Source organism: Ruegeria marisrubri (assembly GCF_001507595.1).
In the GTDB taxonomy this organism is placed as follows: domain Bacteria; phylum Pseudomonadota; class Alphaproteobacteria; order Rhodobacterales; family Rhodobacteraceae; genus Ruegeria; species Ruegeria marisrubri.
The window spans coordinates 105,736-117,562 of sequence record NZ_LQBQ01000002.1 but is presented as its reverse complement, the minus strand read 5'-3'; the positions used below and the strand labels follow the sequence as shown (position 1 = coordinate 117,562).

The following is an 11,827-nucleotide window of genomic DNA, read 5'->3' as shown; positions in this document are numbered from 1 at the left end:
CGCGGGATTCTAGAGTTTGTCGTCGGCGATCCGCATCTGGCGGGCCCGCGACAGGATCGCATCCTCGACCGCGCGGGCCGTCGCCGCGCTTACCGGGCGTCCGCCGCTTGTCTGCAGCGCAACCGACAGCGAGCGCGCCTCGAGTGCGGGATCCTTGATATGCACCGTCGCGCGATAGGAACGGCCGCCGCCCGGAGGGGTGCCGTAGCCGGTGATGATCACGCCGGTAAACGGGTCGGCCGATTGCAGGGGCAGAAAATTCAGAACGTCCAGCGAGGCGGCCCAGAGATAGCGATTCACATTTCCGGTCTGTTCCGACTTGTTCGGTCCGAAAACATCCCAGATCGAGGACTTTTCATAAGAAAGTGCCGCGGTTTCAGGGTTGTTTGCGATGATTCCGTCATCCGTGGGTGGCGCATCTGCAACGCTGACGCTGCCACCCCTGTTTCCGCAGGCGGCCAGGCCGACCCCGATGGCCAGGAACATGGCGACTTTCAAGGGCTTTTGAAGTTTCATCAGGGGCTCCCGCCATTCTTTGTTGTGCAGAAGTCCTACAAAAGCACGTTGATATGGGCAAGTCCGTATCCATCGGCGCAAACGGGTCCATGGCGTCGGGCAATAGGCGGCAAGCCGCCAGTGTGGCAAAGCTGCACCATCCGGGACGACTTTGCATTTCGGTGGCGCCCGAGGCTTGCCAAATCAGGGGTGAAAGAGCGAAACCCCTGTCCATATCCACGCCGGATTCTCCGGTTTGGGCATGTGAATAGAAACCGAGGGAAACAAGATGAAAAAAGTTCTCTTCGCAACGACTGCGCTGATCGCGACCGCAAGCGTCGCAGCTGCAGACGTTCGTATCAGCGGCTACGGCCGTTTTGGTCTGGACTACAACGACGGCAACTCGAAGAGCATGACCGACGCCAACTACAACGGCGTTGATAAAACCAGCATCACCAGCCGTCTGCGCGTTCAGTTCGACATGTCGGCAGAAACCGATTCGGGTGTTGCATTCGACGCACGTCTGCGCGCTCAGGTCGAAAGCCGCGACAACGTTCCGGGCACCGGCATCTTCAACGGCGCACGTTTCGGCGTCGTCTATGAAGGCCTGCGCGTGAACGTCGGCAACATCATCGGCGCAGTCGAAAACACCCCCGGCGTCTACCTCGAGACCCGTACCGCAGGTATCGGCATCGACGGCGCCGGCTTCGTGTCGCACGTTGGTAACGTCAACGACGAGTACTTCAACTGGGACGCATATTCGTCGGCAGGCGCTGGCTCGAACGGTGTTGAAGCTCTGTACTCGATCAACGGCTTCACCGGCCACATCTCGTACTCGCTGGACAACGACATCCTGAACTTCAACACCGCCGGTACCCTGACTTCGGTCACCGAAGGTGAAGACCGCTTCGGCATCATGCTGGCCTACAGCTGGGAAGGCTGGACCTTCGCAGTGTCGCACCAGAACAGCGGCAACATGTGGGAAGACAAGACCATCGTCACCGGTTCGTATGACGCCGGCAACTGGGGCGCCCGCATCGCCTATGCCGACAACGACGGCATCGACAAGTGGGGCATCTACGGCAACGTCGACATCGGCGCAGCTTCGAACCTGGTCGCCTTCTACACCGACGAAGACGCAGTCTCGGCAACCGACGTGGCTGCTGGCCGTTCCGACAACACCGACGCAACCGGCAACGGCGGCGAAGGTTCGTCCTACGGCATCCACTACAGCTACGACCTGGGTGGCGGCGCATCGTTCGAAACCGGCTACCGCCGTGCGTCGAACGACAACGACACCTTCCAGGCTGGTGTGTACTTCAGCTTCTAAGCTGAACACCGCTTGACGGTATCGAATCTGGGCAGGTCTTCGGACCTGCCCTTTTCTTTTGCGCCCAGTTGGTGTTTTCCTGCCGGAAAACAACAGATCGAGGAGCCTCATGCCGTTGCAAGACATCACCGCCCGCATCGCCAAGGCCGAGGCCGCGGCAGGCCGCCCCGCCGGGTCGGTCAAGCTGATCGCCGTGTCCAAGGTGCAGCCGGACGAGCGGGTCGAGGCCGTGTTGCAGCAGGGTCACCGGTGCTTTGGCGAAAACCGCGTGCAGGAGGCGGCCGGCAAGTGGCCCGCCTTCATGGAGCGCTACGAAGGTATCGACCTGCACCTGATCGGCCCCCTGCAGACCAACAAGGCGCGGCAGGCAATGGAGCTTTTCCACGCCATCCATTCGGTTGACCGGCCCAAGCTGGCGAAAACCATCGCCCGTCTCGCGCAGGAGATGGGCAAATGCCCGGACCTGTTCGTTCAGGTGAACACGGGCGAGGAAGAACAGAAGGCGGGCGTCATGCCGGCCGAGGCGGATTCGTTCATCGCCGAATGCAAGGCGCTGGATCTGCCGGTGCGCGGGTTGATGTGCATCCCGCCCGTTGACGAGGAACCCTCGCTGCATTTCGCGCTGCTGGCCAAGATCGCCGAGCGCAACGGGCTGTCGGATCTCTCGATGGGCATGAGCGACGATTTCGAAAAGGCCATCGCGCTGGGCGCGACCCATGTGCGTATCGGCTCGGCGATTTTCGGCGAGCGGGTCAAGCCGCAGGGATGATCAGCCGCGTTCCCGGCACAATTCTTTCCGCAATCCAGCGCAGGTGATCGCGGCGGAAGGCCACGCAGCCCTCGGTGGGATAGCCCGGGCGCCGCCATTGGTGGACAAAGATCGCCGAACCACGTCCCGGAACGGCGTTCGGCCAGTTCCAGTCGGTGATCAGAACAAGATCATACAGCGGATCGGCACGGCGCAGCTTTTCGTGGCTGCGCCCGTAGGGCGCGCGGACCAGATGGTTGTAGGCCGCGTCGCCCATGTCATCCGACCACAGATCCCCCGGCCCGATCGCGACGGCCCAAGACGCAGGAGCCGCCATCCGGTCAGGCCGGTAGAGCATTCCCACGATGCGGTGCGTCCCGGTCGGCGTGGCGCTGTCGCCTTCACGCTTGTTGCCGCTCAGGCCGCCTCGACCGATCGAACAGGGAAACCGGCGGCCGCGAAACCGGACGCCCTGCGGCGTCAGGACCAGATCGAAAGGCGTCACAGCAGGTGGCCCGACTTGGCGGCCTTGGTTGCCAGATAGCCACGGTTGTGGGCCGTCTCGCCGACCTTGAGCGGCACACGTTCGGTCACCGCGATGCCAGTGCGCTCCATCATCGCGATCTTGGCCGGGTTGTTGGTCAACAGCCGCACCGATTTGAAGCCCATGGATTTCAGGATGTCCGAACCGAGGCGGAAATCGCGCTCGTCATCCTCGAAGCCCAGCCGGTGGTTGGCCTCGACCGTGTCGAATCCCTGGTCCTGCAGGAAATAGGCGCGCATCTTGTTGGCCAGCCCGATGCCCCGCCCCTCCTGGTTGAGATAGAGCAGCACGCCCGCGCCTTCGGCTCCCATCTGGGCAAGGGCACCGCGCAGCTGCGGGCCGCAATCGCATTTCAGGCTGCCCATCAGGTCGCCGGTGAAGCAGGCCGAGTGCAGACGCGCGAGAACCGGCTTGTCCCTGTCGGGGCGGCCGATCTCGACCGCGTAATGCTCTTCGCCGCCATCCTCGGGGCGGAAGACGTGCAGGCGACCGGCCTCGGACACCTCCATCGGCAGGCGTGCGGCGACAACCTCGTGCAGGGGGCTGCGGTCGGCCAGGTGTGGGGCGGCAAGCGCGTGATTGATGCAGGTCAGCCCATGCGTGGCGGCAAAGGCGCGGCCATCCTCGATGGGCAGCACCACCGCCGCCGGCAGAAGTCGCGCGGATTTCGTCAGTGCGATCGCGATGCGATGCAGGCTGGCGCTGCCGTCGCGCTGGGTCATCAGCGGCCCCTTCATCGGCGCGTTCAGATCGTCCGAAGGATCGGCCACCGCCTGCACCCAGGCCATGTCCACGTCTGCCGGGATCACCACCCGCGCCAGATCGCCGTCATAGGCGCGCGCCTTCAGCGTCTCCGCCCGGCGCCCGGTGATGGCCACCACGGGCGTGCCGCCCAGTGCCCGAAGATCGGCCAGCCGCTGCGGGCCGAGGGTTTCCGCCGACAGCGCCAGCACGCTGAAACCGGTGTCATCGACCAGCACGACCGGCACGCCCATGCGCAGGTCTGCGCGGGCGCGTGCCAGAAGCTCGGTAATATCCGGAAAAAGACTCATGCCTGTTATCCTGTAACGCTCCGCGCCCTACTTATGCGCTTGTTCGAGAAATGTGAAACATTTCCGTCGCATTGGACACGAGGACGTGAGTGCCTTGCAGCAAATATTGCCGATTGCACTTCTGGCGCTCAAGTGATGCAAAAGGATCAGGAGGACCGGGACATGGCTCAGCTCAAGAAAATCCTGCTGGTGGATGACGACGATGATCTGCGCGAGGCGCTCAGCGAACAGTTGGTGCTGACCGAGGATTTCGACGTGTTCGAGGCGTCGGACGGCCAAAGCGCATTGGAGCGCGTGAAAGAGGCGATCTATGACCTGATCATTCTCGACGTGGGCCTTCCGGATACCGACGGGCGCGAGCTGTGCCGGCTCATGCGCAAGCAGGGGGTCAAGAGCCCGATCCTGATGCTGACCGGCCATGACAGCGATGCCGACACCATCCTGGGTCTGGATGCCGGGGCCAACGACTATGTCTCCAAGCCGTTCAAGTTTCCGGTGCTGCTGGCCCGGATCCGGGCACAGCTGCGCCAGCATGAACAGTCCGAGGACGCGATCTTTGTCCTTGGGCCTTACACGTTCAAACCGGCGATGAAGATGCTGATCACCGAGGATGACCGGAAGATCCGCCTGACCGAGAAAGAGACCAACATCCTCAAGTTCCTGTATCGCTCGACGGATGGCGTGGTTCCGCGCGACGTTTTGCTGCACGAGGTCTGGGGCTACAATGCCGGCGTGACGACCCACACACTGGAAACGCATATCTACCGGCTGCGCCAGAAAATCGAGCCCGATCCTTCGAATGCGCGCCTTTTGGTCACAGAGTCGGGCGGATATAGGCTTGTGACGTAAGTCGGTATGGATTGACTTCGGTCAAAGTGATACCTTGTCTGCAAGTTTAAGGTTTACTCAACCCGCGCATGTCCGGGTCATGACATGTACCTCCCTGTTGGACTGGCCGGGCCATTGGCCCGGCCTTTTTTTGACCTGTGTAGGGTCTCCTGCGTGTTGCACCCATTTCCGATGGCACATCACCGCCCCTCGCGTTAGGTTGTGCTGACTTTGACCAAGGAAGACCCGCCCATGCCCTTCACGCTCGCCACCTGGAACATCAACTCGGTCCGTCTGCGCGAGCCCATCGTGATCAAACTGCTGCAGGAAGCGGCACCGGATGTCCTGTGTCTGCAGGAGTGCAAGTCGCCGGTGGACAAGATCCCGATGGAGGGTTTCCGAGAGCTGGGCTATGGCCACATGATCGCGCGGGGCCAGAAGGGCTATAACGGCGTCGCCATCCTGTCGCGGCTGCCGATCGAGGATCTGGGCGACAAGGATTTCGCCGGTCTGGGCCATGCTCGCCACGTGGCCGGGCGGCTTGAGAATGGCGTCGTCATTCACAACTTTTACGTCCCGGCGGGCGGCGACGTGCCGGATCGCGAGGTGAACGAGAAATTCGGTCAGAAACTCGACTACCTCACCGACATGCGCGACTGGTTCCACGCCGAGCGCCCCGAGAAATCCATTCTGGTGGGCGATCTGAACATCGCCCCGCGCGAGGATGACGTCTGGTCGCACAAGCAGTTGCTCAAGGTCGTCTCGCATACCCCCATCGAGGTCGAGCATCTGGCCGAGACGCAGGACGCCGGCCGCTGGGTGGACATTACCCGTCAGGACATCCCCGAGGGGCAGCTCTACAGCTGGTGGTCCTACCGGGCGCGCGACTGGGATGCCGCCGACAAGGGCCGGCGGCTGGATCACATCTGGGCGACGCCCGACATCTCGAACGCGGGCCATTCCAGCCGCATCCTGCGCGATGCCCGCGGATGGGAGAAGCCCAGCGATCACGCCCCCGTTTTCGCGACATTCGATCTCTGAGTGGGCGGTACCGTTGAACTCGGCTCTTGGTTTCCGGTGCAAGCGACTGCATATAGAGGCCAAGTTCGAACCGGAGAGTTGAAGCCATGGATATTCTGAACGGCGCAGGCACACCCGCCGCCACCGATCTCATCAAGGACGGGACCGAAGCCACCTTCATGACCGACGTGGTCGAGGAGTCGCAGCAGGTTCCGGTGATCGTGGACTTCTGGGCGCCCTGGTGCGGCCCGTGCAAGACGCTGGGCCCGATGCTGGAAGAGGCCGTGACCGCGGCCAAGGGCGCGGTGAAGATGGTCAAGATCAACGTGGACGAGTCGCAGATGATCGCGGCGCAGATGCGCATCCAGTCGATCCCGACGGTTTATGCCTTCTACAAGGGGCAGCCGGTTGACGGGTTCCAGGGCGCGCTGCCGGGGTCAGAGATCAAGGCCTTCGTGGATCGCGTGATCAAGGCCGCCGGGGGCGAAAGCCCGGGGGAGCAGCTGGATGATGCGGTTGCCGCGGCCGAAGAGATGCTGGCCGAGGGCGCCGCTGCGGACGCGGCACAGACCTTCGCCGCCATTCTGGGCGAGGATCCCAACCATGCCGGTGCCTATGGCGGGCTGGTGCGCGCGCATATCGCTCTGGGCGATCTGGACCAGGCCGAGGCGGTTCTGAACGGCGCACCCGCCGAAATTTCCGGCGCTCCCGAACTGGAAGCGGCCCATGCCCAGCTGGAACTGGCCAAGCAGGCCGCCGATGCCGGGCCGGTCGCCGAATTGACCGCGCAGGTCGAGGCCGAGCCGGACAATCATCAGGCCCGGTTCGATCTGGCGCAGGCGCTCTATGCCAATGGCAATGCCGAAGAGGCCGTAGCGCAGCTGCTCGAGCTCTTCCGCCGCGACCGCGAATGGAATGACGGCGCCGCCAAGACGCAGCTGTTCACCATTTTCGACGCGCTCAAGCCGAACGACCCGATCGTTCTGAACGGCCGGCGCAAGCTCAGTTCGATGATATTTGCCTAAATCCGGATCAGAGCTACACTCGGGTACATGATGCACCCAGCCGATCTTCCGGAGACGGTTCCGGTCTTCCCGTTGCCCGGTGCGCTTCTGCTGCCCCGGGCGCGGTTGCCGCTGCACATCTTCGAGCCGCGCTATCTGCAGATGCTGGATGACGCGCTGAAGACGTCCGAGCGGCTGATCGGCATGGTCCAGCCCAACCCCTGCAAGGGAAACGGTGACAATCTGCACCTGATCGGCTGCGCCGGGCGGGTCACGCAGTTCTCGGAAACCGAGGACGGGCGCTATCTGATCACCCTGACCGGCATCTCGCGCTTTCGCATCCGTTCGCGCGTCGATGGTTTTGCGCCCTATCAGCGTTGCACCGTGTCCTGGGACGGGTTCGAACGTGATCTGGGCAAGCCCGAGGCGGATGACACCTTCAACCGGACCCGCTTTCTGCGCCTGCTCGAGCGGTTCTTCGCCGCGCGTCACCTCTCGACCGATTGGGAGACGCTCAAGGACGCCGATGACGAACTGCTCGTCAACTCCCTGTCGATGCTGCTGGATTTCGACCCCGAGGACAAACAGGCGCTGCTCGAGGCGCCCTGCCTGAAAACCCGGCGCGAAACGCTGGTCACTTTGATCGAATTCGCCCTGCGCGGCGGCTCAAACGAGGAAACCCTGCAATGACCGAACCCCAACCCGCCTTTGATCGCCGGATGCTCGAGGCGCTGGTCTGCCCGCAGACGCACACCACGCTTGAGTATGACGCCGAGCGGCAGGAACTGATCTCGAAGGCGGCTGGCCTTGCCTTTCCGATCCGCAACGGCATCCCGGTCATGCTGGTGGACGAAGCCCGCAAGCTGGACTAGATCGCGCGCCCCTGCAGAAGTTTCGGCAGGTCTCCGGTCAGCCCGGCGGCCTCGCGCACGAAGCCACGGCGCAGGCCGGGAATGGCGTTGACGACGCCCATGCCGATGTCGCGGCCCAGCCGCAGGATGGGGTTGTCGTTGGAAAACAGCCGGTTGAACGCATCCGTCGCCAGCGCAAGCGTCGCCGTGTCGAACCGCCGCCACTCCTGATACCGTTCCAGAACGAGGGTCGAGCCGATGTCCTCGCCCCGCCGCCCGGCCAGCGTCAGCACCTCGGCCAGGGCGCCCACGTCACGCAGACCTGCGTTCAGGCCCTGACCCGCGATCGGGTGCATCCCGTGCGCGGCATCGCCCACCAGCGCCAGCCGCTCGGCGATGAAGGAATTGGCGACGGTCAGGTTCAGCGGATAGGTGAACCGCTGGCCCTCCAGCTTGATCTCGCCCAGGAAATCGCCAAAGCGCGGGCGCAGCACCTGAAGGTAATCCTCGTCCGACATTGCGTTGATGCGCTGGGCCATCTCGCTGCGCTCGCTCCAGACGATCGAGCTGCGGTTGCCGGTCAGCGGCAGGATCGCCAGCGGCCCCGGCGGCATGAAGAACTGGTGCGCGATGCCGTGATGCGGTTTCTCATGCGCGATGGCGCAGACCAGCGCCGTCTGGCCATAGTCCCAGCCGGTGCGCTTGATCCCGGCCCTCTGCGCGGTGCCGCTGCGGCGTCCGTCGCAGCCGACCAGCAGGCGTCCGCGCAGATGGGTTCCGTCGTCCAGCGTCACGGTCGCGCCGGTGGCATCGGTTTCCTGCGCCACCACCGACTTGCCGCTGATCTGGGTGATCGCCTTTTCCTCGGCCATGGCGTCCAGAAACGCCCGGCGCAGGTGGCGGTCCTCGACCATGTAGCCCATCGGGCCTTCCTCGATCTCGGCATGGTCGAAATGCATGAAGAACGGCGAAGGCCCTTCGCCCGCATGGCCATCGGTCACCTTGATCTCCAGCATCGGCTGCGCGTGCTCGGCGACCCGCTCCCAGATACCGATGGCCGCCAGCAGCCGTTTCGAGGCCAGCGCCAGCGCGTAGGCGCGCCCGTCAAAGGCCGCGTTCTTGCGTACTTTCTCGGCCAGTGCGTCGATCACCGTCACCGAGTGACCGGTCTGCGCCAGTGCCAATGCCAAGGCCGGGCCATTCAGGCCGCCGCCCCCGATCAGGATATCCGAAACCTTTTCCATGGCCTGCAATATGCGCGACCGTTCGGGATTGTCCATGGTCCGTCCTGTCGCTACCGTCGCGAAGACTGACAAAAGCGGAGGCAGAGATGCAGGACTGGCTGAGGATGACGGCAAGCGATCTGGGCCGGGGGATCGGGGCAGGGCAGATCGACCCGGTTGAACTGACCGAGTGCTACCTGTCCGCCATCGACGCCCATCCGCATCGCGACCGCATCTATGCCCGCGTCACCCACCACCGCGCCCGGGCCGAGGCACTGGCCGCGCGGGACCGAGCCCGGCTGGGTCTGCGGCGCTCGCTGCTCGATGGCGTGCCGATCAGTTGGAAAGACCTGTTCGACACTGCCGGGATCGGAACCGAGGCTGGCTCGGCCCTGCTCAAGGATCGCGTGCCCGAGGCTGACGCCGTGGTGGTGCGAAACGCCACCGCGATGGGCACGGTCTGCCTGGGCAAGACCCACATGAGCGAGCTGGCCTTTTCGGGGCTGGGCCTGAACCCGATCACCGCGACGCCCCCCTGCATCCACGACGAGGCGGCCGTTCCCGGCGGGTCGTCCTCGGGCGCGGCGGCATCGGTGGCCTGGGGGCTGGCGGCTTGCGGCATCGGGTCCGACACGGGCGGCTCGGTGCGCATCCCCTCGGCCTGGAACGACCTGGTGGGGCTCAAGACCACTTCGGGCCGTCTGAGCCTCGAAGGCGTGGTGCCGCTGTGCCTGAAATTCGACACGGTCGGCCCGCTGGCCCGCTCGGTCGAGGACGCGGCGCAGGTGCTGGCGCTGCTCGAGGGCGGCACGCCGGCCGATCTGCGGGGCGCATCGCTGAAGGGGCGGCGCTTTGCCGACCTGCGGACCGTGGCGCGGGATGATCTGCGGGAGGCGCCGGGCAAGGCCCATGACGCGGCCCTGCAGCGACTGGCCGCCGCAGGGGCCGAGATCGTGCCGCTGGAGGTGCCGGAGCTGTCCGAGGCGATGGCGCTGTCGGGGGCGCTCTACACCGCCGAGGCCTACGGCCTGTGGCGCGACGTGATCGAGGCGAATCCCGGCGCGATGTATCCCGAGATCCTCGAACGGTTCCGGGCGGGCAGGATGTTCTCGGGCCCCGATTATGTCGCCGCATGGGCCAGACTGGAAAACTGCCGCGCGGCATGGGACGCGGCCACCGCCGGTTTTGACGCCGTGCTGGCCCCGACCGCGCCGATCCTGCCGCCCGGCCGGGAACGGTTGATGAACGACCATGACTACTATGTCACCGAGAATCTTCTGGCCCTGCGCAACACGCGGATCGGCAACCTGATGGGGCTGGCGGCGCTGACGCTGCCCGCCGGAACGCCCGGTTGCGGGCTGATGCTGCTGGGCCATCCGAACGGGGAAGAGGCGCTGCTGCGGCTGGGCGCGGCGGCCGAAAAGGCCCTGACCTGAATGCCACAATCCCCTGTTTCGCCGTCACTTTGTCTGGACGAAACAAGGCCCCGCCTGTAATTTGGGGCAAAACGGGGCGTCAACGATCCCGGTATTGAGGCAGTTGTGATGGATTTTCCCGAGCGGTTTTCGAACCTACCGCCATATGCATTTCCGCGTCTGCGCGCCTTGCTCGATCAGCACGAGCCGGGCGGTGACGTCGTGCATATGACGATCGGAGAGCCCAAGCATGCTTTTCCCGCCTGGGTGACGGACGTCATCATGGAAAACGCGGCCGGGTTTCAGGGCTATCCCAACAACGACGGCACGCCGGAACTGCGCAAGGCCATCACCGACTGGATCGAGCGCCGCTATGGCGTCGCGATGGACCCCGATTCCAACGTGATGGCGCTGAACGGCACGCGCGAGGGGCTCTACAACGCCGCCATGGCGCTCTGCCCCGAGCAGAAGAACGGCAGACAGCCGATCGTGCTGTGCCCCAACCCGTTCTACCAGGTTTACATGGTCGCCTCGATCTCGGTCGGGGCCGAGCCGTATTTCGTGCCGGCCACCGCGGCCACCGGGCACCTGCCCGACTATGCCGGGCTGCCCGAGGATGTGCTGAACCGCACCGCCGTGGCCTATGTCTGTTCCCCCGCCAATCCGCAGGGCGCGGTGGCGTCGCGCGGCTATTGGGTCGAGCTGATCCGGCTGGCCGAGCAATACGATTTCCGCATTTTCGCCGACGAATGCTATTCCGAGATCTACCGCGACGAGGCACCGACAGGAGTCCTGACCGTGGCGCAGGAACTTGGGGCCGACCCGGAACGGATCACGCTGTTCAACTCGCTGTCGAAACGTTCGAACCTGGCGGGTCTGCGGTCGGGGCTGATCGCGGGCGGGCCGGAATCGATCCGGCGGGTCAAGCAGCTGCGGGCCTATTCCGGTGCGCCGCTGCCATCGCCGCTGCAGGCCGCCGCTGCAAGGGTGTGGGCCGACGAGGCGCATGTTCAGGAGAACCGCGCGCTCTACCAAGAGAAATACCGCATCGCCGACGAGGTTTTTGCCGGTGTGCAGGGCTACATGTCGCCCGAGGCGGGGTTCTTCCTGTGGCTGCCGGTGGATGACGGCGAGCAGGCGGCGCTGAAACTCTGGCGCGAAACCGGGGTTCGGGTATTGCCGGGTGCCTATCTGGCGCAGGGAAAACCGGGTCAGAACCCGGGCGAGGGATATATTCGGGTCGCCATGGTGGCCCCAAAAACAGAGATGCGGCGCGGGCTGATCACGCTGCGCGACTGCATCTATACGTGAGGTACG

General features: G+C 64.5%; 13 protein-coding genes. 9 read left to right on the top strand and 4 right to left on the bottom strand.

Translation table 11 applies throughout. The features are described from left to right. Nucleotides 1-9: 9 nt before the first annotated feature. Entirely contained in the window at nt 10-516 is a 507-nt protein-coding gene (locus AVO45_RS04905; RefSeq protein WP_068344819.1) for a DUF3576 domain-containing protein, read from the bottom strand. A 268-nt stretch (nt 517-784) separates the two neighbouring features. On the opposite strand from AVO45_RS04905, the gene AVO45_RS04900 reads away from it, so the two are divergent. Together AVO45_RS04900 and AVO45_RS04895 are read left to right on the top strand one after the other, a co-directional pair. Then, on the top strand, nt 785-1,825 hold the full coding sequence (locus tag AVO45_RS04900; RefSeq protein WP_068344818.1) for a porin: 1,041 nt from the start codon (nt 785-787) through the stop codon (nt 1,823-1,825). Between the two features lie 109 nt (nt 1,826-1,934). After that, nucleotides 1,935-2,594, top strand: a complete 660-nt coding sequence (locus AVO45_RS04895; RefSeq protein ID WP_068344817.1) for a YggS family pyridoxal phosphate-dependent enzyme — start codon at nt 1,935-1,937, stop codon at nt 2,592-2,594. On the opposite strand, the gene AVO45_RS04890 is transcribed toward AVO45_RS04895, so the two are convergent. After that, complete coding sequence (locus tag AVO45_RS04890; protein WP_068344816.1) at nt 2,578-3,078, bottom strand: L,D-transpeptidase family protein; 501 nt, start codon at nt 3,076-3,078, stop codon at nt 2,578-2,580. The two genes, AVO45_RS04895 and AVO45_RS04890, sit on opposite strands and share 17 nt — an antisense overlap. Continuing rightward, nucleotides 3,075-4,169, bottom strand: a complete 1,095-nt coding sequence (gene ribA, locus AVO45_RS04885; protein WP_068344815.1) for a GTP cyclohydrolase II — start codon at nt 4,167-4,169, stop codon at nt 3,075-3,077. The genes AVO45_RS04890 and ribA overlap by 4 nt, the downstream gene beginning before the upstream one ends. Nucleotides 4,170-4,331: 162 nt before the next feature. On the opposite strand from ribA, the gene AVO45_RS04880 reads away from it, so the two are divergent. From AVO45_RS04880 to AVO45_RS04860, 5 genes are all read left to right on the top strand, one after another. Continuing rightward, the gene (locus AVO45_RS04880) at nt 4,332-5,018 is read left to right on the top strand and encodes a response regulator transcription factor (protein ID WP_068344848.1); all 687 of its coding nucleotides are present in this window, start codon (nt 4,332-4,334) and stop codon (nt 5,016-5,018) included. 231 nt (nt 5,019-5,249) lie between these two features. Further along, entirely contained in the window at nt 5,250-6,038 is a 789-nt protein-coding gene (locus AVO45_RS04875) for an exodeoxyribonuclease III (RefSeq protein WP_068344814.1), read from the top strand. Nucleotides 6,039-6,124: 86 nt separating this feature from the next. Next, complete coding sequence (gene trxA, locus AVO45_RS04870; protein ID WP_068344813.1) at nt 6,125-7,042, top strand: thioredoxin; 918 nt, start codon at nt 6,125-6,127, stop codon at nt 7,040-7,042. Between the two features lie 27 nt (nt 7,043-7,069). After that, entirely contained in the window at nt 7,070-7,711 is a 642-nt protein-coding gene (locus AVO45_RS04865; RefSeq protein WP_068344812.1) for an LON peptidase substrate-binding domain-containing protein, read from the top strand. Then, entirely contained in the window at nt 7,708-7,893 is a 186-nt protein-coding gene (locus tag AVO45_RS04860; RefSeq protein ID WP_068344811.1) for a Trm112 family protein, read from the top strand. Before AVO45_RS04865 ends, AVO45_RS04860 begins: the two co-directional genes overlap by 4 nt. Here AVO45_RS04860 and AVO45_RS04855 read toward each other — a convergent pair. Continuing rightward, on the bottom strand, nt 7,890-9,152 hold the full coding sequence (locus AVO45_RS04855; RefSeq protein ID WP_240482073.1) for an FAD-dependent monooxygenase: 1,263 nt from the start codon (nt 9,150-9,152) through the stop codon (nt 7,890-7,892). The genes AVO45_RS04860 and AVO45_RS04855 overlap by 4 nt on opposite strands. Nucleotides 9,153-9,202: 50 nt before the next feature. Between AVO45_RS04855 and AVO45_RS04850 the strand changes: the two genes are divergently transcribed. Beyond that, entirely contained in the window at nt 9,203-10,531 is a 1,329-nt protein-coding gene (locus AVO45_RS04850; protein ID WP_068344810.1) for an amidase, read from the top strand. Nucleotides 10,532-10,639: 108 nt separating this feature from the next. After that, the gene (locus AVO45_RS04845) at nt 10,640-11,821 is read left to right on the top strand and encodes an aminotransferase class I/II-fold pyridoxal phosphate-dependent enzyme (protein WP_068344809.1); all 1,182 of its coding nucleotides are present in this window, start codon (nt 10,640-10,642) and stop codon (nt 11,819-11,821) included. Nucleotides 11,822-11,827 lie beyond the last annotated feature (6 nt).